Raw genomic sequence first — 25211 nt, forward strand, 5'->3', positions numbered from 1 at the left:
TTATTCGTTGCGCACGTCGGCGGAGATGACTTTGAGTGTATAAATACGGCGGTCGTCAGCTTCTATTACTTCAAACAGCCAGCCGTGTGTGGTATGGCGATATCCTGCTGCTGGTAAGTGTCCTAACTCGGCGGCTAGCCAGCCGGCGATTGTGTCGGCACCGTCTTCGGGAAAATCTGCATTTAGTTGCGCATTAAATTCTTCTACTGACATGGCGCCTTTAATAATTATGGCGCCGTCGGGAGTGGAAGTTGCCGGCTCGTCATCTTCATCATCAAATTCGTCTTGAATTTCACCGACAATTTTTTCTAATACATCTTCAATGGTGACAATACCCGCCGGCAATTCATGTTCGTCAATGGCTACCACCATGTGTAATTGTCGTTTCAAAAATACTTCTAAGAGTGTGTCTAGACGTCGGCTGACAGACTCAAATACCGGTTTGCGCATGGTACGACGCAAAGAAAAATTTTCAGGTGCGCCGATATAACGAATTAAATCTTTGGCTAGAAAAATGCCGCATACATGATCGCCGTCATTTTCAAATACTGGGTAGCGTGAGTGTGCGTTTTTGCGCACTACATCTACCGCCCGTTCGTAAGTGTCATTAACCGACAGACCAACGATATCGTTTTTGGCAATCATTACGTCGCGAATTTCCCATTTGTCCATGGAGAGTACGCCCTCTATCATTTCCATTTCGCGTTCGTCAAAAAAATTGTTGGTGTGTTGCAAATTACGCAGATGTTCCAATAGTGCCTGCTTACTTTCGAGATTGGTACCAAACAGCCGTAGTAGCTGCTTTCGCCAAACTGGGGCGTTTTCGTTCATGGCAATAGATAGGGGTCGGCGATGTTAAAGCGTTGTAAAATCGTTCGTTCAGCCGCTTCCATTTTTGCCGCTGTTGTCGCCGTGTCATGGCGGTAACCGGCTAAATGTAAAACACCGTGTACGATAAGGTGGGCTAAATGATGCGCCGGCGGTTTTTGATATTGAACAGCATCACGCGTGGCGATTTGCGGACAAATCACAATGTCACCACGCACAATGTTGTCGGCAACGCTTGGATAGGCAAAAGATAGAATATTGGTAGCTCCCGTTTTGCCGCGTGTTTGATGATTGAGGGTAGCCATTTCTGTTTGTCTGACAAAGCGCACCACCACTTCGCCACCGTCGGGTAATGCGGCGCGTACGAGTGAACGCACGCGCGAGCGAGGTTGAGGCTCGCTGTCGTCGGCATACTGTACCGACACTGACAGGCTAGTTCCTTTCTTCATAAGCGCGTAGAATTTTTCGCACTAACGGATGTCGCACTACATCTGATTCTTCAAAACGGTGCATGGCGATACCCGAAATATTATTTAATCGCTTCATGGCATCGGCTAACCCGCTACCGCAGCCCGTTGGCAAATCACTTTGGGAAATGTCGCCGGTAATCACCATGCGACCGTTATTTCCTAAACGGGTGAGTGCCATTTTGAGCTGGGCTGCAGTGGTATTTTGTGCTTCGTCTAAAATAATGATAGCGTTGTCAATAGTGAGACCGCGCATAAATGCCAGCGGGATAATTTCAATGCGCCCACGCGCTATGTGTCGTTCGGTTTCCTGATAGCCTAGTAAGCAGTGCAAAATATCAATGAGCGGGCGCAGATAAGGATTAACTTTTTGTTCCATGTCACCGGGTAAAAAGCCGATGCGCTCGCCCCCGGCTTCAACCGCTGGGCGGGTGAGCACCAGTTTGGTGTCTGGGGTGTCAGATAGCCGCTGCAATGCCGCTGCAACGGCGACATGCGTTTTTCCTGTACCGGCAGGACCAGCGCATAGTGTCACGTTGTGATTCAATATTTTGTCCATAAATACGGCTTGGCTCGCCGTTTTTGGTGCTAGTCGCCGAGTACTTTTTTTGAAAGTAGGAGTAGTGGGCACAAGTCCGTTTTCTTGCGCCATATGAATCTGTACGTCAACTAAGTCAAGATGGCGTTCGGCTTGTGTGTACAACTGTTGCAGGGTATCGGCAGCTTGCTGCGCTGATTTTCCACGAACGTTAAATTGTTCACCACGTCGCCGAATTGCCACTTCAAAGGCGCGCGCGATGTGTTCTATGTTGCCGTCCATGACGCCGCATAAGTTGGTTAGCCGTCTATTATCGGCGGGCGAAAAAGAAATATTAACTGTTTCGCTCATTAATTAGTTGTGGCAAGTTCTCCGCGCAGGGCGTGTGGCGTAGCTGCGGTAATGCGTACTGGTACAAACTGACCAACGCAGTCGGCGTCGGAAGTGAAATTAACCGTGCGATTATTGGCAGTGCGGCCTTGCATATCACCGTGGTGTTTTTTAGCAGAGCCTTCCACTAGTACAGTTTCTACGTTACCGACCATGGCGTCACTGATGCGCCGTCCGCTGGCTTCTAAAATCTCTTGCAGACGATGCAAGCGCGCTTTCTTTTCACTCATAGGAGTGTCATCGGTCATATTTGCCGCCAGCGTTCCTGGACGTGAGCTAAATATAAAACTGAAACTAAAATCAAAACCGATGTCTTCAACCAGCGCTATCGTTTTTTCAAAATCGGCGGCGGTTTCACCCGGGAAACCGACAATAAAATCGCTAGAGATGGCGATGTTGGGTCGTACCTGACGTACCTTGCGGATGATGCTTTTATATTCTAGAGCCGTGTAGCCGCGTTTCATCGCTGCCAGTATGCGATCAGAACCGGATTGCACGGGTAAATGTAAATAATTGGGAAGCTTGTCTAAGTGAGCAAAGGCGTCAATCAGGCGGTCGGAAAATTCTACTGGGTGCGAGGTGGTAAAGCGCACCCGTTCAATGCCATCAATTGCAGCAACGCACTCCAGCAAAGCAGCAAAATCCACTATGCTGCCATCTTCGTCTGCTGCTCGGTAGGCGTTAACATTTTGCCCTAGTAGGGTAACTTCTCGGACACCGGCAAGAGCCAACAGAGATACTTCTTCTAATACCGAATCCAGCGGGCGGGAGACTTCTTCGCCGCGAGTGTATGGCACCACACAAAAAGTGCAATATTTACTACAACCTTCCATGACAGAAACAAAGGCGGTTGGGCCATGGGCTTCCGGTGCTGGCAGGTTGTCAAATTTTTCAATTTCAGGGAAAGACACATCCACCTGCGCTTTACCACTACGGCGACGTTCAGCGATGAGATGCGGTAGCCGATGAATGGTCTGTGGGCCAAATACCATGTCCACAAACGGTGCGCGCCGTACGATATTGTCACCTTCTTGGCTGGCGACACAACCGCCAACGCCGATGAGTAAATTCGGGTTTTTCTTTTTAAGTGCGGACACGCGTCCCAAGTCGGAAAACACCTTTTCTTGTGCTTTATCACGTACCGAGCAAGTATTAAACAAAATAATATCGGCTTCTTCTGCCGTTGCTACCGTTGCCTCTTTACCGCCTAGGGCGTCGGTCATGCGACTGGAATCGTATGCGTTCATCTGGCAGCCAAAAGTTCGGACAAAGATTTTTCCTGTTGACATAGTTATAAATATACCAAATTCCGGCGACAATTGTGGTGTCGGTGTTTAGTCATTGTGTGTGGCGGAAGAAATTAAGCAAAAAATTCTGGTACGACAATCGTGGCAGAACCATAATGAGCATGGTCAAAATAATCACTGCCGGCAGAGCGCTCCAAGTTTAGCTCTACGCATTCCGCGCCCGCCCGCCGTGCTAATTGCACAAATCCTGCCGCCGGATACACGTTTCCAGAGGTGCCGATGGAAACAAACAGTGCGCATTCCGCGAGTGCTGATTCTATGCGCGCCATATGATAAGGCATTTCACCAAACCATACGATGTCGGGGCGCAATCCGGAGCTGCGTTGACAGTTGAGACAAATGCTCGTTACATTTAAATCATCGGTAATTTCAAAGTGACTATCACAATGAAGGCAAAACATTTTGAGCAGTTCTCCGTGCATGTGTACCAGTTGACGACTTCCGGCACGTTCATGCAGGTCGTCTATATTTTGTGTGACCAACAGAAAATTGCCTTTGCAACGAGCTTCAAATTCAGCCAAAGCCGTATGGGCGGCGTTGGGTTTTACTTCAGTTAGTTTGCGTCGTCTATCGTTGTAAAACTGGTGCACTAAATTTGGCCCGCGTACAAAACCTTCGGGTGTGGCGATGTCCTCAATGTGGCACTCCTCCCACAAGCCGTCGCTGGCGCTAAAAGTACGCAAGCCAGACTCCGCCGAAATGCCAGCACCAGTGAGGACTACAGTGTTACGATTCATTGTATGCCGAATATTAATATCATTTTATTATGAAAAAAAGTAATAGTTAAAAATAATTAATTTGAACAAAAAATTAAAGGAATAAATAAGAAATCGCTAACATAAAAAACAAGAAAAAACAAAGGAAAACTTAACAAAAATAATTGAGTATTTGTGAAAGGTAAAAAAACGGTTGTTTATTAATTTGTGAAGGTTGCTACAATAAAAAAATCGGAACGATTGATAGTGCTAATAATAGGCCCATCACGCCATTGAAAATAGCAAGTGCTTTTGCTGTTTTGAGTAAGCGGCCAATGCCAGCACCGAATAACGTCCACGTTAGGGTGGCACTTATGCTAACGAGAGTGGTGATAAACATTAAATAGGTAATGTCCGCAAACAATGCCGGTGCAGGGCGGGTGTAAGTGGCAATAAGGCTGAAGGCAATGGCTATCGCTTTGGGATTAATCCATTGAAAAAAGAAGGCCTGCCAAAAGCCCAGTAGTTGAGGTGCTGTTTTTTTAATTGGAGCACGGGCACGGGCGATTTTCCACGCTAGATGTAACAAAAATAATGCTCCGATGATTTTAATAACCAAATGCAAGGAAGGATGTGCAATTAGCACTCCGCCGAGACCAAATCCTACTGCCGCTAGCATGAATGGGAACCCGACAGTTACTCCCCAAGCAAACGGTAAGGTGCGAAAGACGCCCACCGAGGCACTAGAAACCATGCAGATTGTATTGTTTGGACCAGGAGTGAAGCCGGCGACAGATGCAGCAATGAAAGCAAAAGTGAGTAAATTCCAATCTGGCGGCACCAATATCGGCACTTTAATATCCCGCTATACCGTTTTTGCGGCAGTCGGAAGCAACGACCAGCAAGCTGCCGGCTTGACGTACCTGTTGTAATGATAATCGGTGCGGTGTCCAGTTGCTGCCGTTTAGTGCTACGGAGGTGGGTTTTGGTGTTTTGGCCAAGGAAAAGCAATCGCCGTTAATGCCGGTCATGTATGGCTCAACTACGCATTGCACAGCACCGACTGTAATAGCGGCATCAGCTGCGCTCCTGCCGCTTTGTAAAATATTGATGGCTTCCATTGTTGCCAGCGGATGGGATGTTGCACAGGCATCGTTACGGGCGTGCACGGGTGAGAAAAATGGTCGTTCCCCACCGATGTTAATAGCGGTGCTCATTTCGCTTTGTCAGTTGCTTTGAGTGTGGCGATAAAGTGCGCAAGTAGTACAGCGATAATAAAGACTCCGGCTGTTGTAGTAGTTGCTGGTGGTTTTTCTCCGAGAGCCAGCCATACCCATAACGGAGCCAGCGCGGTTTCTAATAAAAATAATAAATTGATTTCCGGTGGTGATAAGCGGCGTGATGCAGCAATGATGAGCATAAAAGATACGGGTATAGTAAAACCTCCGTCCACTGCCAAAATAATAAAATCACGGGAAGATAGCTCCCAGTTAGCAAAAGGAGCGGTAATAATAGCCGAAAGGATGGCGCCGAAAAACAGTCCGGGAAACATCATGGTGTGTGGATGGCGGCGGATGACAATGGCACAACCAGCCAATGACAATGCAACTCCCAGTGCTAGGATATCGCCGAGTAATCCGCCGCTTTTTGTTTGTGGAATAAAAATAACGGCGATGCCAACAGTGGTGGCAATGCACGCCAACCAAGTACGCCGTGCTACTGGCTCATGTAAAAAAATGCGGGCGCCGATAGCTGCAAAAAGTGGTGCGATTGTCATAATAACGAGTGTATTGGCCACGTGTGTATGGCGGATGGACATCGGAAAAGCAAACATGCCGATAGCATAAATGACGCTGTACAGTAGCACGGGGCTCCACTGAAATCCTGCACGCAAAGAGGGAAAAAAAAGCAGTAACGCACCGATACTGATTGCCATAAAAGCAGAACGACCGGTAGTGAGAGTTAAATCTTCACCATCAAATAGCCGTAGCAAAAGTGCATCTGGTGACAATATTAATATGCCAGCAACGCCTATAAATAACCCGATGCGAGTATCGGATGTTTGTTTTTTCATGGTGATACTTTAATGGAAATGGTGCAGCGGGTTAAGTTGCCGCTTATTAGCTTTAACTAGAAAAATCGTACATTCGTCCGCGATTTAAAATATCATGTGGGTCAAATGCCTTTTTGAGATTGCGGTGAATTTTGGCAATAGGTGGAGCTAACGGTGGAAAACGTTCGGTTGTCTCTGATTGGGTGGTGCGAAATAATGTTGCCGAACCGCCGGCCTTTGCTGCCGCTTCCTGCGCTGATTTTGCGCTTCCTCGTTGCCAACGCACTGCACCGTGCCACTCAATTAATTCATCGCCTGCTGCAACCGGCATCGTTGCGGGCACCATGGTTCGCCACAAATTGTTATTGCCAACAAAAAATGGATGTGTCTGTTCGCGTACTGATTGCCAAAATGCGGTTGCTTTATCTTCTATATCACCGCCAACCTCGGACACTGCACGCTGTACCGCCTCAGTGCCGCCGGCAAAGCGGCGCCACAACAAGTTATCGTGCCAGACACTGGCGGTAATAGGTGAACCCTGCGCAAGTAGACGGTTGGTACTGTCAATGGCTATCATTTCATCGCATTCCATCACCGTGGTTAATTCTGCTTCCGGTTTCGGCGTTACTCTAAAAGTCACATCGGTGATGATGCCGAGCGTCCCTAAGGAGCCTGCCATCAATCGTGAAACGTCAAATCCGGCGACATTTTTTAGAACGGTACCACCAAATCGCAAAACTTCTCCCGCACCATTAATCATACCGACACCCAGTACATGGTCGCGTAATGCTCCGGCAGCTGGGCGTCGAGGGCCAGAAAAACCGCACGCCAACGTGCCTCCTATTGTTGCCGTTTCACCAAAATGCGGTGGTTCAAAAGCCAGCATCTGCTGATTTTCGGCGAGTAACGTTTCTATTTCTGCCAGCGGCGTTGCAGCACCAGCGGTGATATATAGCTCGCTAGCTTCGTAGGAACTTACGCCCGATAGCGACGATATGTCCAGCGTTTCACCCATTGCGGGGTTGCCATAAAAATCTTTGCTACCGCCGCAGCGCAAAGACAATGGTTGCTTTGTAGAGGCAGCGGCGGTAACGCGTTCGGCAATGTGTGAAATGGTTTCTTTCATGGGTAAATTAAAATCTTGGCAAAGTAGAAAACTTTTCCTCACCGCTTTTAACATGCATGTGACCGAATTCAGCGCATCGGTTGAGTGTGGGAACCGTTTTGCCCGGATTGAGAAAAGCAAGTGGGTCAAAAGCGTGCTTGATGTCGTGAAAGGTTTGCAATTCTGGTGGCGTAAACTGTGTACACATGCCGTCTATTTTTTCCACACCCACGCCGTGTTCGCCGGTGATTGTGCCGCCGACATCTAAACACAAATTCATAATGTCGGTGCCAAATTGGCAAGCTTTTTCGGCCTCGCCGCTGACATCGTCATCATACATAATAAGCGGATGCAGATTGCCGTCGCCGGCGTGAAAAACATTAGCGCACGGTAATCCATACTGTGTCGACAAGGCAGCAATATTATTTAACACATCTCCGAGTCGCTTACGCGGAATAGTGCCGTCCATGCAATAGTAGTTGGGGCGAATGCTTCCCATTGCAGGAAATGCCGATTTTCTACCTTTCCAAAATAATTGGCGTTCGGTTTCGTCGCGTGCTGCTCGAATGGGAGTGGCACCATGCGTAGTTAACACCTTGCGCAAATTTTCCATGTCACGCTCGGCATCTTCTCGCCGACCGTCGGTTTCTGCGATGAGTAAAGCGGCGCAGTCGGTGGGATATCCAGCTGCGGCAAAATCTTCCGCCGCACGGGTGGCCAGTTGGTCCATCATTTCCAGACCAGATGGCGTGATGCCGGAGGAGATAATGCCAGCAACGGCATCTCCTGCCGCCTTGACCGACGGGAAACCCGCTAACACGGTACAAGTCGTTTCCGGCAATGGTGATAGTCGCAGCCACACTTCGGTGACAACTGCGAGCAAGCCTTCACTACCGTGTAGTAACGCCAACAAATCAAATCCTTGTTCGGTGTTGTCAATTTCCACCGCTTCTCCGTCAGCGGTAACCACTCGAACTTTGATTACACAATGAACGGTGAGTCCATATTTGAGACAACGCACGCCACCGGAGTTTTCGCTGACGTTGCCGCCGATTGAACACGCCAACTGTGATGAGGGGTCGGGGGCATAAAACAATCCGAATGGGTAAGTAGCCTCGCTGACGGCCAAATTGCGTACTCCAGGTTGCACCCGCGCCACTCGTGCCAATGGGTCTATTGACAAAATACGGTTAAGTCGCGAAAGCACTAATAACACGCCATCGGCATGCGGTAGCGCACCGCCTGATAGCCCCGTTCCAGCACCGCGCGTCACCAGTGGGACACCGGCTTCACGGCAGCAATTCACAACGCGGATAACCTCTGCTTCATTACTAGGCAATGCCACTGCCGCCGGTAGACAGCGAAACATTAATAATCCATCGGCTTCAAAAGGCTTACAATCTTCGGGGTTTAGCAATACTTGTCCGGCTGGCAGACAGTGTTGCAATTTTTTAGAAAATCCGGCGGGTAGCGCCATAGGGACTAGGTGAGAATATGAGTAGGAAATTCTGGTGATTGAATCATCGCGTACGCGGAATGATTGTGAATGGATTCAAAATTTTCTGCTGCCACACGATAATTGCTTACTTCTGGCAGCCGTGCTACCGCTACCGCTAAGTCGCGCACCATGTCTTCTACGAATTTAGGATTATCATAAGCGCGTTCGGTCACGTGCCGTTCATCTGGGCGCTTTAATATTGAATACAACTCGCATGATGCGGCTTCTTCGATTAGTGATACCACATCCGACAAACGAGTCGTATCAGGTGCTTCCAATACACATTCTACCCGTGAGCGCTGATTGTGGGCTCCATATTGCGAAATGGCCTTGGAGCAGGGGCACAAGCTGGTAACCGGCACAGCGGCTGATAATAGCCGCCGCAAGCGACCATTGCGTTGCCATACATAAAATGCGGCTTCAAAATCTAAATAACCATGTTCTTTAGAGATTGGTGCCGCTTTGTTGATGAAGCCTTGAAATTTTAATGACAAAAAACAATCATCAGCATCTGGTAAAGCTTCCAGTATGGCTTCTGGAATCGCACAAAAACGGGAAAAATTCATCGTTGCGCCGGCATCGTGAATGACGCGTACCAACCTCGACATGTGGGTGCCACGTACTGCCGCCGGCAAATTGGTATAGCATGCCCAGCGACCGACAGTAGGCGTTTGAGAGCCGCCGTCCGCTAGCACCATTGGCAGGCGAATGTCGCAAATGCCTACATGGTTAATGGAAATAGCGCGCGAGTCGTCGCTACCTTGAATGTCTTTAATGACAGGTTTAGTATTAGCTGTTTTTGTATTCATCGGAAAAAAATCACTTAATCGTAAAGCAATGTACGCAAGCTACAACTATATCAGGTTCGCAAGTTTTTTACATGAGAACGACTGAAAAACGCCGCTAACCAGTTGGCAAAGAGCGCATTATCATTAGCTACTATTTTGCTTTCTGCGATCTGTTGCCACAAGTGAGGCGGTAATAAGTCGGGTTCATGAGCGCGTTTTATGTCCCATAGCGCACACAAAAAGTCTGCTGAAAATTCAGGATGTCCCTGTGTGCAAAAAATATGTTCATCAATGCAAAACAATGCTTCAGGGCAAAAATCACTGCCGGCCAGCCGCCGCGCTATGGGCGGTAAAGTGACAATTTGGTCTTGATGGCTACATAATAGGTTAATGGTTGGCGGTAGAGGGCGCATCCATGGTGCATCGGCGTGGATTTGCCAAGTATGTAAGCCTACTCCCCAGCCCTTGTTCGATGGCGATACTTTGCCGCCTAGCGCTTGTGCCACTGCCTGATGACCAAAACATATTCCTACTAACGGTTGGCGTGCGTTGTGCAAGCGGCGGATAAATTCTAATAACGGCGCCACCCACGGTAAATTATCACCAACCCCGTGACGACTGCCGGTAATAAAATAACCATCACATTGACCCACTGTTGCCGGATATTCTCCGGCGCGCACATCAAATACTTGCCAATCGTAATCGTTACCGTGCAGCATTTCTTGAAACATAGGAGAATAGCCGCCAAAACGGGGAACCAGTGTGTCACGTAAATCATCCGCTAGCAAAATGCCGATTTTCATTGTTGTGCAGGTATTGTCATTAAATATCTCATATTTCTATTTTATAGCAAAGCCAAACCGTGCTGCCTAGTATAATTTAATTTTATGCTAGCCGAACAACACAAAGCTCTTTTGCAAGACGCACTTAATGGTGCTTGTGCTATCGTTGCTGGTAAACCGGTTACTGTTGCTTGGCAAAAGCCTCGTGACACCGCCCACGGTGATTATGCTACTCCTATAGCCATGCAATTGGCGCGCCAACTCAAGCGCCCACCACGCGATATTGCTGACGAGATTTTGCGTGAACTATCCTTGCCTGACTGTATTGAATCTGCCAATGTTGCTGGGAGCGGTTATATCAACATATGCCTGAAAAAAAGCGCTAAAACTGCCGTTATTGGTGAGATCTTTCGGTTAGGCGCGGCATATGGGCGTAGTTCCGCCCAAAATGAAACAATCATTTTAGAATTTGTTTCGGCCAATCCTACTGGACCCTTGCATGTTGGTCATGGTCGTGCCGCTGCTTTTGGCGATTCGCTGGCAAATATTTTAACCTTTGCAGGTTATGAAGTGCGGCGGGAATATTATTTAAATGACACAGGACGGCAAGCCGCTATTTTAGCTGCTTCTGTGTGGTTGCGTTTTTGGCTACAACACGAAAAAAACGATTCGGAAATGCCTCAAGGGAGCTATCGGGGAGATTATTTGCAAATTATTGTTACCGATGTAGCAGAACACTTGACAGCGCAAACGCCACCAGAATTGTCCAAATTATTAAAATCACTAGCGGATGCTGCCGATGCCGATGCCGCGGCGGATAAGTTGGTTGCCGCGATGCACGACTCGGTTTCTTGTGCAGAAGTGGATACATTTACCAGTGCTGTGGTGCAAGCCGTCACCACAAAAAATATTCGTAAAGATTTGGAAGCACTCGGAGTAAAACCGTTTGACCGCTGGTTTAGCGAAAAATCTTTGCACACAGATGACAAACTGCGTGTTGGCATTGAGGCACTGCGCAATGCTAGTGCCGACAATTTATACGAACAAGACGGCGCGTTGTGGTTTCGTGCTACGGCTTTTGGCGATGACAAAGATCGCGTGCTGCGTCGTGCCAACGGTCAATTCACCTATTTTGCCGCGGATATTGCTTATCATCACGACAAACTTACGCGTTCAGTTACTGCTGGCCATCGGTTACAGCTTATTAATGTGTTGGGTGCTGATCACCATGGTTATGTGCCGCGTTTGTGTGCTGCTGTTACCGCTTTGGGGCACGCAGCCAATGCGATAGAAACTCGTCTGATTCAATTTGTTGCGTTGATGGAAGAAGGTAAGCGTCTTAAAATGTCCACTCGTGCTGGTGAATTTATTCCGCTAACGACATTGGTAGATAAAGTCGGTTGTGACGCAGCACGTTATTTTTATGTCAGTCGCAAAAACGATCAGCATTTAGATTTTGATTTGCAGTTGGCAGTAGAAAAAAGCGGTAGCAATCCAGTGTATTATGCCCAGTATGCCCATGCTCGTGCCGATAGTATTTTGCGTAAATGGGGTGGGACACCAACGGTGCTGACAAGTGCCGATGCTTCTTTGTTGGCAGACGATGCGGCAGCGGTAATGTTGTGTGAACAGTTAGCGGCTTTTCCCGGTGTGGTGGCACACGCTGCCCGCGAACGTGTAACGCATTTGTTGACGGTATTTATTCAAGATCTCGCTACTGCTATGCACAATTATTATGAAAAAACGCGTATTTTATCCGGTACTGAAGATGACCTCATGCGGTCGCGATTGGCACTGGTTGATGCCGCGCGGCAAGTGTTGGCAAGTGCGCTTGGTCTACTCGGCGTTTCGGCGCCGACACGCATGTAATGGCACCGCGTACTGCCGGCGCGCGACGCGCGCGCAATAATGCCCCTAAAGGTTATTTTTGGCGCGGGTTGTTTTTGCTAATTTTTGGGTTTACCTGTGGCGTTGGCTCGGCGGCGTACTTAGCTGCTTATGTTAATAAGTTACCGTTGCCGTTTATCACTCCGCCGACGCGTGATACCTTGCCAGAAAACGGGCAGAGCGGTACTAAACGGGAGACGCTAGAATTTCATGATGTTTTGCGGCAGCAACAACAAGTTGCGCCAATCGTTGAAGAAGAAACACCTACTACCGTCCCGCGAAAATTTGTATACTATTTACAAATGGGCGCTTTTGATAATAAAAATACAGCAGAACAGTTGCGCGGTGAAATTGCATTATTGGGGCGGCAAACTTCTATTAATCCTGGCCGAACCGCCGCTGGCGGCACGATTTTTCGCGTTTGGATAGGCCCTTATGATTCTGAAAACACAGCCGAAGAAACACGTGCGCAGCTTGTCTTGCAAGGTTATAATTCGGTGCAATTACTAAAACTGGTGAACAATGAAAACTAATTTTCTCAAATCTTTTTTTATTCTGCCGGCACTTTTTTTGTTGGTGTCATTCTCAATCGCCCATGCTGAAGAAGATGACGGGCTTGTCGCTGGACGAGACTATATTGTCATTGATCCACCATTGCCTACGCGCAGTGGTGATGATATTGAAGTGTTGGAATTTTTTAATTTTTCTTGCCCGCACTGTTTTCGCTTTCAAGGTGTACTCAATCAGTGGCAAGATCAAAATGACTTATCAGATGTCCAGCTGATTCACCAGCCGGTTGTTTTTCAGCGTTATAACGGTCATTTTGCACGCGTTTTTCACACGATTGAAGCGATGCAATTGGTAGACGAATATTACGGCAAAGTGTTTGAGGCTATCCATAGTGATAAAAAGTTAATCAATAGTAAGGGGCGTTTTTTCGACTGGCTTGAAGACAACGGTATTGACGAAGAAAAAGCTGCTGCCATTTACGATTCATTTTCCGTCAATGCAAAAATTAAGCGTGATGCTATTATCGCTCAAGAGTACGGTATTAGTAGCACACCACAAATTGCCGTCGCTGGTAAATATGTTTTAACCCCGGGGCAGAGTGCCTCTCAGAGCGATATGATGCGCGTTGTCTCTTTGCTCATTGAGCGTGAACGGAGTGCCATTAAAAAAGAAGAATAAATGTCGCAGAAAAAAATTCAATTTTCCGGCTCCCAAGGACAGCTCGCCGCTGTTTTAGAATTTCCCAGCGATGCAGCACCACGTGGTTACGCGCTTTTTGCTCATTGCTTCACATGTACTAAAGATATTTTTTCTGCTCGCTATTTGACAACTGGTTTGGTAGCGCGCGGCTTTGCTGTATTGCGGTTTGATTTTACTGGGTTGGGTGCTTCTGAAGGCGACTTTGCTAACACCAATTTTTCTTCTAATGTGCAAGACCTCATTTGTGCCGCCGATTATCTACGCAATGAACATCAGGCGCCAACGTTGATTGTTGGTCATAGCTTGGGCGGAGCTGCGGTATTGGCCGCTGCTGGTGATATTCCTGAAACGCGCGCTGTAGCGACTGTTGGCGCACCGGCAGAACCAGCACATGTACAACATTTGTTTTCTGATGTTAGAGAGTCTATTGAACGCGACGGTGAAGCTCAGGTGCAATTGGGTGGGTATCCGTTTCGCATCAAAAAACAGTTTTTGGAAGATATAGAAGGTGTTCGCTTGGCTGAACGCATTAGTACGCTCAACAAAGCGCTATTAATTTTGCATTCAGTGGTAGATACAACGGTAGATATTGATAATGCACGAAAAATATACGCTGCGGCCAAACATCCTAAAAGTTTTGTTAGTTTAGACACGGCCGATCATTTGTTGTCAGATAAGCGGGATGCCACATACGCTGCTGATGTTCTTGCCACTTGGGCAGAACGTTATCTGCCGGCGCCAATAACGGCAGCGACGGACGAAGTAACCGAGGATGCGCAAACGGTTATTGTCACCGAATCCGGTGCTGGATTAGCGCAGCGCATATACAACGGTAAGCACGAGTTGGTTGCTGATGAGCCGTCTTCACTGGGTGGAGCTAACACCGGTCCAACGCCGTATGGTTATTTGTTGGGTGCTTTGGGTGCTTGTTCCACGATAACGTTGCGTATGTATGCACAACGCAAAAATATACCGCTGGCAAAAGTAACGGTTACATTACAGCACCAAAAAATTCACGCGAGCGATTGTGAGCATTGCGATAGCAAGGAAAAAATTGATTCTATCGAACGGGTGTTTACTTTAGAGGGGCAATTAACTGACGAACAGCGTGCGACGTTGTTGGCTATCGCCGATAAATGCCCGGTACACAAAACATTGCAAGGCACAATCAACATCAACACCACTTTGAAAAAATGAAATATTTTGGTGTAGATGGAGTTTTGTCTGCTATCAGCATTGTTTTGATGGATGTTTTTGGGGTTAGAACAAACCAAATAAATAATGGAAGGGTTTCAGTTTCCTGCTGAGGTCGTGCGGTCTAATCGTAAAAAGTCAGTATCCCTTCATATTCAAGCCAATCGCGTAAAAAACTCAGAAATTACGTTATAGATTTGACATCAAACTTTGACCTTTTAACCACTCCCTGCAATCTCTCCAATCTGGAACATGATATTCAACATGTCTCCAATATCGAGGTGAGTGATTATGTTCTAATAAATGACAGAGTTCATGCACCACCACATAATCTACGATGCGATGTGGTGCGAGGACAATGCGCCAGTTATATGTCAGTGCGCCAGTGCTTGAACATGATCCCCAACGAGACTTATAACTTTTTACGGAAACAGATGTTGGACTGATGCCAACTATTTTAGAGAGACGCTCTGTCTTCTCCTTTAACCGCCGTTTTGCCTGTCTTTGATACCAGTCCTCTAACAGATACCTTACTGCATCTTGTCTATTCTTTTCACAATTAAGAACAGTCGCAACCAGATACCCACTAACCATTTTAATGGATGGGATTTCTCCTTCGATAACCTTCAAACGATAGTTTTTACCCAAATAAGGTACAGTCTCACCGCTAACAAATTCCTTTGGTTTAGATGACGGTCTTAAGGATTGTTCCTTTAGTTTGGTTTTAATCCATGGAGATCGCTTGTTGATTAAATCCCTAATACGATTATTTGAGAGAGACCTTGGGACAGTGACTTTCACAAGATCCCCATCAAGAGAGAGCGATGCAGACTTCTTACGATCTGTTCTTTTCACCTCAACCTGAAACTCAAAACCTTCCATCAACCAAACTTCACCTTTGCCAGTTCCATGAAACGCTCACTCACAGGTTTCACCATAGACTCATCGAAGTTCGCAATGATAATCCGTTTAATGTCTCGCCTCACTCGTTTTTGTTCATCCCACTTATTGAAGAAATCAACTATCTGTGTTGCCTCATCCAACATATGAACGAGGGACTGAACGACATCTTTTACTTTCGCCTCATCGATGGTTTTCTCACCTTCTAATTCCGCTAAAAGAATATTAAAGAATGCATATTCTGTCTCAGTCAGACCTGCTTCTTTTGCACCCTGCTTACGTTCTTTTTCTATATCGTTTCTGAAATCCAAAAGAAGTTGAACTAACTCATCCCACTTCTCTCCATGTTTTCGGATGATATCCTTCAAACGCTCTGATAGTTTTTTGTAATATTCAGGGTCTTCATCGATATTGATCTTAATATGTTGCTTAATTGCATTTTCAATTTCAGATGCTTTTGACCGAGAGGACTTATGCTGATTTAGAACTTCTTCATAGTTACCTGCTAACAGGTCAGCTGGAGGGATCTTAGGATCTACACCCGTTGAGTAGACATGCTCTTCAATCAGTTCCCTGACCTTTTCGCCTGCGCCTGCGATATCCAGTTGTTCGTCCCTGAATAGGTTCCTTGCGCCCACTGAAATCCTACCTAGTCTTCTGAGGTCTTTGATGAAAGGAGTTGCCGCTGGGTCTGGAAGAATAATATCCATCTGCTTTGAGAAGATTTGAAAGTCAGTTTGGAATGTCTGTCGTTTAACCTCTTCCTCAAGGGATAAAATACACGCATCTAAATCATTCAAATCCAAACCATCAAAGTGTTTAAGAACACGGGTATGTGCGTTCTTTAGTTTAGGTAACTCATCGATCAACTTAACCAATGCACCTTTGATATCATCAGAAGAGAACATCTCTAACGCTTCGGTTAGGTAATCTGACAATCCAAAGTAATCGACAATATATCCTCTGAACTTGTTCTTATTGGTTCGGTTAACTCTCGCAATTGCCTGAAGAAGGGTGTGGTCGGTGAGTTTTCTGTCTAGATACATCACCTGTGCAACAGGTGCATCAAACCCTGTTAATAGCATGTCTTTAACCACAAGAATAGATAACTCAGACTGTCCTTCACCAACGCCTAGAGGTTTCTTGAAATCCTCAATTTGTTTTTTATGTTTGGTGCCGTCCGTATAGTCCCAAAACCGCTTCTCATCATTGTGGTCGCTAGAAATGATTGCCGCTGATTGAGGTGCGCCTAATTTATCCAGTTGTTCTTTATAGATAATCGCTGCATTTCTTGATGAGGTAACAATCATCGCCTTGAATCCATTGGGTTGGATGTGTTCTCGATAATGTTTAATGATATCAATACACACTCTACGGATACGTTGCGGCGCTTCTAGAACTGCCTTTTGTGTTCCATATTTCTTCTTGATTGCCGCCTTCTCGTCCTCGCTGCGGTCTGCAAAGTATTCGTCAAACAGACCGTCTAAAGAGTCACCCGTAACCCTAAGCATTGCCTCTCGACCTTCATAGAGTATTTGCACCGTTGCGCCGTCTTTAACCGCCTGTTCAATGGTATAGGTATCGATATAGGTACCAAAGGTGTTGGTCGTCTTCTGTGACTTGATTAAGGGAGTTCCTGTAAACGCAATACGAGGTGCATTGGGAAGTGCGGTGTTTATCGCCGCCCCAAGGGTTCCGTATTGGGTGCGATGCGCCTCATCTGCCAGAACAATGATTTTGTCTGATTCGTTCAAAACAGGAAATTCCAAATCATCTGCGTTTTCCTGAAACTTCTGCACCATTGCGGTAACGATGTCAGACGAGTCTTTTGCAAGGAATTCTTTTAAGTCTTTAACAGAGTTTGCATGATGAATTGTCTCACCCTGCGTATTGGTGAATGTGCTGGTTAATTGGTTATCCAACTGTGTGCGGTCAGTCAGGAATACCAGTTTATAATCTCTTAGATTTGCATCCCTGCGCATCTTGATACTCAGAAACACCATCGTCAGGGACTTACCCGAACCTTGTGTGTGCCAGATGACACCTGACTTATCTTTTGCAGTAGTTCCTGTCCTCAGACGTTCAATCGTTTTATGCACTGCACGGAACTGTTGGTAACGCGGTATCTTTTTAATCACACGCCCATCAACAGGTTCAAACACAGTAAAGTTTTGCAAGATGTCGAGGAAGTTTGCCTTGGTGAATAATCCCGCAATCAAAACATCCTGACTTCCCTCTGCTGAACCCACCTGTTCAACCGTCAGAGGATAAGGGTCTTTCCATTCCAGATAATGTTCCATGCGGGAAGTGATGGTGCCAACACGTGCCTTATCACGGTGGGTTGATACCATCATCAAGTTGTAGTGAAAGAGTTTTTCAGCGCCCTCATCATTTTCAGGTGCTCTACGGTTTGCATATCGCAGCAGTTGATTAATCCCCGCTTCCATTGGATTGGTAATGTAAGGGGATTTACACTCAAGCACCGCAAGGGGAAGTCCATTCACAAACAGGATGATGTCGGGAATGATATTTTGGTTAACCCCTGACACTTTGAACTGATTGGTACAAAGAAACTCATTGTTCTCAGGATGCTCGAAATCAATGATATGAACAGTCTGACCTTTGTTACCTTTGCCCAAGTCCTGCATCACTGAGATGCACTGATTGATGTGAGTCCATATTCCTTGGTTTGCTTCAACGAGGTTTGAGTAAAGGGTCTTGGTTAATTCACGAATGACTTTACGAAGGTTCTCATCGTTAATCCAAGGATTGATGCGTTTGAGACTTGTCGTTAGTCGCTTCTCAAGAACCACATCCTTTAGAGAACTGCGTTCATCTGATTCATCAGGTGAGAGTTTTGAACCCTCAATATAAGTCCACCTCAACGACTGGAGTTGTTCCAGTGCGGGGAGTTCTACCTTATCGAGTTCGTCAGATGCCATCAGTTCACCGTCACTCGGACTTTGCCTGTTAGGAGGTCTTGCATGAGGGATTTCTTGAGGGATTTAAGTTTATTATTATTTTTTTGTTTTTTATCAATCGCTTCATCGAAAGAAATAAAAATAGATGCAATTTTCTTTTGTTCAATTAGTGAGGAGGTAGAAATCTTAAGTCTTCGTAACTCAACTAGACCTATTCGTTTTCTTGTTGAACCAGTGCTGCTTATTTCTGCCTGATTTCTGAAAGTATGATGGTTTATAGAGTCTAATATGAATTTTGAGTCATATTTTTCATCATCTACGGATAATCGAATACCATCAGATGCCATTAAATATCGAGCGTTAAAATCTGGTATCAACGTTGCTCTTGCTACAGGGTCACCCATTTTAGATAGAATGATATCGCCCGGGTAAATATTGCATGAAAGCAACTCATCTGCTTTCTCCCCTGAAGTATAAATCTTGTACTTATTAAAAAATTGTCCATCGCCAATATTTTGCAACTGAATTATGCGAATCCCTTTTTCAGTATAATTTTCTCTCTTCAGATTGGAACCGAATGGGCCCCCAGTAAAACTATATTTATCTGTAATATCCCTAATATCTGATAATTTTATTATATTCCAACTCTTCGGAATCCGCCCCAACTCACTGTCCTTGAACTCTGTGTGACCGATGCCGTTGGTCAACAACTCGTTCATGGTTGCCTTCTTGAGGTCTTGGAGTTTGTTGATTTGTTTCTGGGTGTTCTCAATCACCTCATCCACAGAAGTGAGGATGGATGCGATTTTCTTTTGTTCGGGGAGGGAGGGAAGTGAGAATGTAAATCTTTGAATGAACCCCTTATCGAGATGCTTAATCCCGGAACCCTGGAATCCAGCATAGTTTATTTGTTTCAGGTTTTTTTCAAGGACACGAAAAGCATATTCATTACAAATTTCACCTGTAAATTCAGTTGCCCAAACATCAGTAGAATAAGAGTAATTTCCAGCAGCAAAATGGACTGATGCCTCACCACCAGTAGAAAAAAGCACTGCTGGTGAAGACATTTCTCTATGAAAATACTTTAGGACTTTTTTACTACAGACATAAAAGTCATAATAACCTAACTTATCGGCAACACCTGATGGAAGTGTCGATTTTGGAAGTGAGATTAGAAAGTCTCCGAAACTTTTTATTTTCCACCCTTCAGGAACTCTCTCATTCATAACCAAGTTCCTTCAGATATCCCCACATCACCTCTTCAGACTCTTTTACCTGTGCATCTATATCATGCAGTGACACTTGATACTTATCCCACCATCGTTCGAACTGGGTAATCACTGCTTGTTCTGCATTACCAAGGTGTTCTCGTATCTGTTCCTTCGTCTCTATCTCAGGTTTGAAGTCGTAGTACTCATTGTCTCTGCGTACAAACACACAGGACACATCCATGCCATCCAAAGTCTCTTGAATATATTCGTCTTCCACCTCGGAAACTGGAACGCCACCTCTTAGGATTGCCTTTACATCAAACGGTTCAGGTGGTGGTGAAGTGTCTGCGTATCTGCGGATATTGAGGTTGTAGTCGTTCTCACGAATCTCATCCATCTCAACAACTTTGGAGTACCGTCTTTCATCCTCATAGGCATCGTAGACATCAATAATGTGCTGAATGTCGGTGTCTCTAAGTTTGTTTTGGTTCTTACCCTCCTGATACTCCAGCTCACTATTGATGAAGAGAACCTTACCCTTACGCGGGGCAGGTTTGTTCTTATTGATAATCAACAGTGCCGCAGGAATACCTGTGCCATAGAATAATGCGGATGGAAGACCAATCACTGCTTCTAATAGGTCATCCTCAAGGATGCCTTTACGAATATCTTTCTCGCTTGAACCTCTAAACAACACACCATGTGGGACAACGACACCCATCTTGCCCTCTGCATTAAGAGACGCAATCATGTGCTGAATAAACGCAAGGTCTCCTGCATCCTTGGGAGGTGTGCCATAGGGATAACGGCCATAGGGGTCACTATCTGCAACATCCTTACCCCACTTCTTTAGTGAGAACGGAGGATTGGCAATCACTCGGTCAAAGGACATCAACTCACCGCCACGGGTATGCTGAGGGTCTCCTAACGTGTCGCCTTTGCGGATGTCTGCGTTAAACACACCGTGCAAGAACATACTCATCTTGCAGATTGCCCATGTGTTCAGATTCATCTCCTGACCATACAAAGACAGGTTTTGTGCATTGTCGCCTTTTTCAATGAGATAGTTGCGGGTTTGTATCAACATACCGCCTGACCCTGCGGTGGGGTCATATATCTTCATACCTGCTGTGGGTTTCAACAGAGACACCAGTAACCAAACCACTTCGCTAGGCGTATAGAACTCTCCGCCTTTCTTACCTGCAGAGTCCGCAAACTGCTTGATTAGGTACTCGTAGGCATCACCCAGTAAGTCAGGAGACTCAAAGTCTTCAGTGCGAAGACGATGCTTTGAGAAGTGAGATAGGAGGTCTTGGAGTTTCTTATCCGAGAGTTTATTCTTGATATTGAAGTCGATGGAGACCAATACACCTTCAAGAGAAGAGTTGTGCTCCTCTATTGATTCGGTTGCCTTGTTGAGTTCAGAACCGATGTCATGTTTCAAATCTTTAAGGTTTGACCATCTGGAACGCTCAGGAACAAAGAAGGTTTTGTCATACTCATCCTCATCAGATGCCAGCCTCTCCGCATCAGCCTGAGACTTTCCTGATGATAGATAATGCTGAACAACTTGTTCCTGCGCTTCCTCAAATGCATCAGACAGACGCTTAAGGAACAACATGCCAAAGATGTAGTCTTTGAATTCTGATGCATCCATATTTCCTCTGAGGATGTCTGCGGTATCCCAGAGGAAAGATTCTAACTGTTGTAAGGTTATTTTTTTTGGCATTCTGAATTCCAAGAAAAAAAACAATATAATCATTACCTTAATGAGAAATCATTTTCTTTCAACTAAAAGTCGTCTGATTAAGTTTCTTAATGATTATTCGCCTGCATCGTATCCAACTAAGCCTCTCCGTCTCTCAATCAAACCAATTCCATTTTACTATACTCAATTTCTGATCCTTGCTTTTCAACATCCAATCTGTTCAACCATTCCTTATTTCTTTTCAGAACAGAATAAACATTGTTACTATCCCATTCGTTTCCACGAATGGTTCTGATTCCTAATGCGTTGAGATATTTTGCAATTCGTCTGTATTCCATTCCAGAATCTTGGAGGGATTTAATTTGGTCATGAACCTCTTGTTGGGATTCTGTTCAAACGTGACGGTTGCGAGAATAGATCAGACTATTTGTAGAGAATTGTACTGAAAAACAGAGATACTGTTGCCAATTCTCAGAAAAATAATCACCGTTCGAAATTATTCAACCGTCACTGATTTAGCGAGATTGCGCGGTTTGTCAATATCGGTGCCCTTTTGTAGGGCGGTATGGTAGGCGAGCAGTTGTAGCGGAACGGCATATATCAAGGGCGACAGAAAATTACCACCATCTTGTAAGCGCAATGTATCGGTTGCTGGCATGTCAAACTTTTCACCAGCCAACACAAACAGTCGTCCGTCTCGTGCCGCAACTTCAGCTAAATTAGAAGTGATTTTGGGTAACAATTCATTATCTGGTGCCAGCCCAACTATTGGTACGCGTTTGTCAACTAATGCCAGTGTGCCGTGTTTGAGCTCACCAGCAGCGCACCCTTCGGCGTGAATGTAGGAAATTTCTTTTAACTTGAGAGCTCCCTCCAGTGCCAGCGGATAGTGGGTGTGGCGACCAATAAATAAAGCGCTATCGGCGCCGGCAAAAACACGTGCCCAGCGGCGAATATCGTCTTCTATGAGTAACGCCCGTCGCATTAGATAAGGCAACTGGCGCAATTGCATAAGAGTATCTTCTTCTTGTGCTGGTGCTAAAACATTGCGCGCTTTGGTCAGTGCCAGCGTTAATATTAAAAGTTGTGTCAATTGGGCAGTAAAACTTTTGGTGGCGGCGACACCGATTTCGGTACCAGCGCAAGCGAGCATAAGTAAGTCGGCTTCGCGTGCCATAGCGCTGTGTGGAACGTTGACCAAAGCAACTGTGGTGGCCCCGGCGGATTTTGCGGTGCGCATGGCTGACAGTGTATCTGCGGTTTCTCCTGATTGGGAGACGCCTACCGCCAGCACGCCGGCTGCTAGTTTATCGGGGCAATAACGGTACTCGCTGGCAATGGCTGCGCGGCAGGGTATGCCAAAGTTGCGTAGCCAATAAGTTGCAATGAGTGCAGCATGATAGCTGGTGCCACAAGCGATGATAACGACTTGTCGCGTGCGCTTGAATAATGAAGTTGCACCGTTGCCAAAATGGCGCAACGACAGCTGGTGTTTGGGAAGATGATGTTGCAAGGCAGCGGCAATGGCGTCTGGCTGTTCAAAAATTTCTTTTTCCATAAAGTGGCGATGTTCACCCAGCAAAACCGTTTCGGAGCCTGATGGCAATGGCTGCCAGTTTTGTGCGGCGGTTTCTCCATCAGTGGTAACTAGCGTTATTCCTGCGGTAGAAATCAAACCACAATGGCGATCTTCTACATACAGAGCACGGTGGGCAATACCATTTAGTGCTTGCGCATCGGAAGCCACAAAAAATCCGTTTTTGTTATCCGTTCCCGCCATGAGTGGCGAACCGTCCCGCGCAAAAGCGATGCTGTTGTTTCCTGCTGCCACTGCTACTAACGCATAGGCACCGTGCAATTTTGCCGCTGTGCGTCTCATGGCAGTGAGAAAATCATCGCCATCAGCTAATGCCATATCTAGTAGATGTGCCGCTACTTCACTATCGGTGTCGGTGTGAAAAACGCGTCCGGCATCGGTAAGCTCACGCCGCAATTCAGCATGATTTTCAATAATACCGTTGTGTGCCAATGCAACTTGTCCAACAGCAATAGGGTGTGCATTATGCTCATCTGGTGCGCCATGAGTTGCCCAGCGGGTGTGACCGATGCCAGTGCTGCCATCGGTGATTTTGGTGATCTGTCGTAGTTTTGCCACGCGTCCGGCAACCGCTAATCGTTGCACATTCTTGTCACCGACAAAAGCGAGACCGGCGGAATCATAACCGCGATATTCCAGCGTAGTTAATCCGCGCAACAATATCTGCCGTACTCCGTTATCCGCTCTGCAGGCGCCGACAATGCCGCACATTAGTTGTGTCCCTCAGTGAATTGTTTTTTCTTCTTTGACTTTTTTACGGTCTGTGTTTTTCTCAAAGGACGACTTTGCTGTGGAAGGCGAGCCATGGTGAGATGATTGGTCGGCGCATCTTTGGTAACTGTGGTGCCAGCGGCAACAAAAGCCCCTTTGCCAATCCGTACTGGTGCAATTAATTGCGTATCTGAACCAATAAAAGCATTGTTGCCGATAACAGTGCGGTGTTTACGTTTACCGTCATAGTTGCAGGTAATCACGCCAGCACCAATATTTACCTCATTTCCAATATCGCTGTCACCCAAATAGGATAGGTGACCAGCTTTGGTGCCAGCGGCCAGATGGCTGTTCTTTATTTCAACAAAATTGCCAACGTGAACTTTTGTTGCTAGTGCAGTGTTGGGACGAATGCGGGCATAAGGACCGATAGTACAATTGGTGCCGATGCGGGCGCCATGAAGGTGGCAAAAAGGTTCAATAACAGTGCCAGCCCCGATAGCGCAATCGGTAAGTACACTGTGAGCGCCGATATAACAACCGTGACCGAGTGTGATTTTTCCTATCAACACCACATTGACATCTATGATGGTGCCAGCAGCAGCACGTACTTGACCACGCACGTCCACACGCAAAGGATCAATTAAAAGTGCGCCACGCGTTAGTAATGCCGTTGTGCGTCGTTGCCGTAACATGGTTTCTGCTGCTGCCAAATCCATTGCTGTATTTACCCCTGCTGCTTCATATTCATTAGTCGGCACAGCGGTAATCGGTAGCGTTTGTTTGGCTGCCAACGCTGCTAGATCAGTTAAATAGCGTTCTCCGGCGGCATTGTTATCCCTTACACGGCGCAATGTTTGTTTTAGCCAGATAGTTGGCGCAGCCAGCGCACCGGCAAATACTTCCGTAATTTTGCGCACTGTCGGTGAAGCATCTTTTTCTTCAACAATGCCGATAATGTTGCCGTTTTTCCTCAAAACCCTTCCATACCCTTGCGGATTGTGTGCATGAAAAGCCATTAACGCCAGTCCCGATGCTTTAGTATGCAGTTTACGTAATGTCGCTGCTTCTAGTAGCGGTGTGTCGGCACACAAGATTAGCGTTGCACCATCATCATCTAGCGTGTTAATGCCGCAACGAGCGGCATCGGCAGTACCGTGTGGCGGATGTTGAGTAACAAATTCTGCTTGTGGGCAGACGGTTTGAGCAAAAGCTTTGAGCGCATCGGATTTTGCCGCAGTAACTATTACTGTACGGCGTGGTCTGAGTGTGGCGGCGGCGCGAAGCACATGACCGATAAGAGGTTCTCCTGCCAATGGAAGCAGTGGTTTGGGAACGTCACCCGGTAGGCGGCTGCCGCGTCCGGCGGCAAGAATAACAATGTCACAAGGCAGCGACATATGTGCATTTTACCCGTGTTAT

At 46.4% G+C, this 25211-nt stretch carries 22 protein-coding genes; 4 read left to right on the forward strand and 18 right to left on the reverse strand.

Annotated features, from left to right (window positions below; translation table 11 throughout):
- From NQX30_07525 to NQX30_07580, 12 genes are all read right to left on the reverse strand, one after another.
- Positions 1-831: a CBS domain-containing protein gene (locus NQX30_07525; GenBank protein ID MDM5148205.1), complete on the reverse strand. Its 831-nt coding sequence runs from the start codon at positions 829-831 to the stop codon at positions 1-3.
- Positions 828-1277 (reverse strand): rRNA maturation RNase YbeY, encoded by a 450-nt coding sequence (gene ybeY / locus NQX30_07530; protein ID MDM5148206.1) that lies wholly within the window; start codon positions 1275-1277, stop codon positions 828-830. Before ybeY ends, NQX30_07525 begins: the two co-directional genes overlap by 4 nt.
- Positions 1261-2184, reverse strand: a complete 924-nt coding sequence (locus NQX30_07535) for a PhoH family protein (GenBank protein MDM5148207.1) — start codon at positions 2182-2184, stop codon at positions 1261-1263. The genes ybeY and NQX30_07535 overlap by 17 nt, the downstream gene beginning before the upstream one ends.
- Positions 2184-3512: a tRNA (N6-isopentenyl adenosine(37)-C2)-methylthiotransferase MiaB gene (gene miaB / locus NQX30_07540; protein MDM5148208.1), complete on the reverse strand. Its 1329-nt coding sequence runs from the start codon at positions 3510-3512 to the stop codon at positions 2184-2186. Before miaB ends, NQX30_07535 begins: the two co-directional genes overlap by 1 nt.
- A 71-nt stretch (positions 3513-3583) precedes the next feature.
- Positions 3584-4267, reverse strand: a complete 684-nt coding sequence (locus tag NQX30_07545) for an NAD-dependent deacylase (protein MDM5148209.1) — start codon at positions 4265-4267, stop codon at positions 3584-3586.
- Between the two features lie 196 nt (positions 4268-4463).
- Entirely contained in the window at positions 4464-5078 is a 615-nt protein-coding gene (locus tag NQX30_07550) for a LysE family translocator (GenBank protein ID MDM5148210.1), read from the reverse strand.
- Position 5079: 1 nt separating this feature from the next.
- Positions 5080-5442 carry a gamma-glutamyltransferase gene (locus tag NQX30_07555; protein MDM5148211.1) on the reverse strand — a complete coding sequence of 121 codons (363 nt, stop codon included), beginning with the start codon at positions 5440-5442 and terminating at the stop codon, positions 5080-5082.
- Positions 5439-6299 carry a DMT family transporter gene (locus NQX30_07560; protein MDM5148212.1) on the reverse strand — a complete coding sequence of 287 codons (861 nt, stop codon included), beginning with the start codon at positions 6297-6299 and terminating at the stop codon, positions 5439-5441. The genes NQX30_07555 and NQX30_07560 overlap by 4 nt, the downstream gene beginning before the upstream one ends.
- 52 nt (positions 6300-6351) lie before the next feature.
- Positions 6352-7404, reverse strand: coding sequence for a glycolate oxidase subunit GlcE (glcE, locus tag NQX30_07565; protein ID MDM5148213.1), 1053 nt, complete (start codon positions 7402-7404; stop codon positions 6352-6354).
- 7 nt (positions 7405-7411) lie between these two features.
- Entirely contained in the window at positions 7412-8860 is a 1449-nt protein-coding gene (locus NQX30_07570; protein ID MDM5148214.1) for an FAD-binding protein, read from the reverse strand.
- A gap of 5 nt (positions 8861-8865) precedes the next feature.
- Positions 8866-9690, reverse strand: a complete 825-nt coding sequence (gene folE2 / locus NQX30_07575) for a GTP cyclohydrolase FolE2 (protein MDM5148215.1) — start codon at positions 9688-9690, stop codon at positions 8866-8868.
- A gap of 50 nt (positions 9691-9740) precedes the next feature.
- On the reverse strand, positions 9741-10472 hold the full coding sequence (locus NQX30_07580; protein MDM5148216.1) for a hypothetical protein: 732 nt from the start codon (positions 10470-10472) through the stop codon (positions 9741-9743).
- Positions 10473-10556: 84 nt separating this feature from the next.
- Here NQX30_07580 and argS point away from each other — a divergent pair, with 84 nt between their 5' ends.
- The 4 genes from argS to NQX30_07600 are packed head-to-tail and all read left to right on the forward strand — an operon-like array spanning position 10557 to position 14744.
- On the forward strand, positions 10557-12320 hold the full coding sequence (argS, locus tag NQX30_07585) for an arginine--tRNA ligase (GenBank protein MDM5148217.1): 1764 nt from the start codon (positions 10557-10559) through the stop codon (positions 12318-12320).
- Positions 12320-12871 carry an SPOR domain-containing protein gene (locus NQX30_07590; GenBank protein MDM5148218.1) on the forward strand — a complete coding sequence of 184 codons (552 nt, stop codon included), beginning with the start codon at positions 12320-12322 and terminating at the stop codon, positions 12869-12871. Before argS ends, NQX30_07590 begins: the two co-directional genes overlap by 1 nt.
- Positions 12861-13526: a thiol:disulfide interchange protein DsbA/DsbL gene (locus tag NQX30_07595; GenBank protein MDM5148219.1), complete on the forward strand. Its 666-nt coding sequence runs from the start codon at positions 12861-12863 to the stop codon at positions 13524-13526. The genes NQX30_07590 and NQX30_07595 overlap by 11 nt, the downstream gene beginning before the upstream one ends.
- Entirely contained in the window at positions 13527-14744 is a 1218-nt protein-coding gene (locus tag NQX30_07600) for a bifunctional alpha/beta hydrolase/OsmC family protein (protein MDM5148220.1), read from the forward strand.
- A gap of 186 nt (positions 14745-14930) precedes the next feature.
- On the opposite strand, the gene NQX30_07605 is transcribed toward NQX30_07600, so the two are convergent.
- The 6 genes from NQX30_07605 to glmU form a co-directional block, all read right to left on the reverse strand.
- Positions 14931-15623, reverse strand: coding sequence for a M48 family metallopeptidase (locus NQX30_07605; GenBank protein MDM5148221.1), 693 nt, complete (start codon positions 15621-15623; stop codon positions 14931-14933).
- On the reverse strand, positions 15623-18583 hold the full coding sequence (locus NQX30_07610) for a type I restriction endonuclease subunit R (GenBank protein ID MDM5148222.1): 2961 nt from the start codon (positions 18581-18583) through the stop codon (positions 15623-15625). The genes NQX30_07605 and NQX30_07610 overlap by 1 nt, the downstream gene beginning before the upstream one ends.
- Positions 18583-19788 carry a restriction endonuclease subunit S gene (locus NQX30_07615; GenBank protein MDM5148223.1) on the reverse strand — a complete coding sequence of 402 codons (1206 nt, stop codon included), beginning with the start codon at positions 19786-19788 and terminating at the stop codon, positions 18583-18585. The genes NQX30_07610 and NQX30_07615 overlap by 1 nt, the downstream gene beginning before the upstream one ends.
- Positions 19781-21502, reverse strand: coding sequence for a type I restriction-modification system subunit M (locus NQX30_07620; protein MDM5148224.1), 1722 nt, complete (start codon positions 21500-21502; stop codon positions 19781-19783). Before NQX30_07620 ends, NQX30_07615 begins: the two co-directional genes overlap by 8 nt.
- A 475-nt stretch (positions 21503-21977) precedes the next feature.
- Positions 21978-23789 (reverse strand): glutamine--fructose-6-phosphate transaminase (isomerizing), encoded by a 1812-nt coding sequence (glmS, locus tag NQX30_07625; protein ID MDM5148225.1) that lies wholly within the window; start codon positions 23787-23789, stop codon positions 21978-21980.
- Positions 23789-25189 (reverse strand): bifunctional UDP-N-acetylglucosamine diphosphorylase/glucosamine-1-phosphate N-acetyltransferase GlmU, encoded by a 1401-nt coding sequence (glmU, locus tag NQX30_07630; GenBank protein ID MDM5148226.1) that lies wholly within the window; start codon positions 25187-25189, stop codon positions 23789-23791. Before glmU ends, glmS begins: the two co-directional genes overlap by 1 nt.
- Positions 25190-25211: the final 22 nt, after the last annotated feature.

Source organism: Candidatus Persebacteraceae bacterium Df01, from assembly GCA_030386295.1.
Lineage (GTDB): Bacteria > Pseudomonadota > Gammaproteobacteria > Tethybacterales > Persebacteraceae > Doriopsillibacter > Doriopsillibacter californiensis.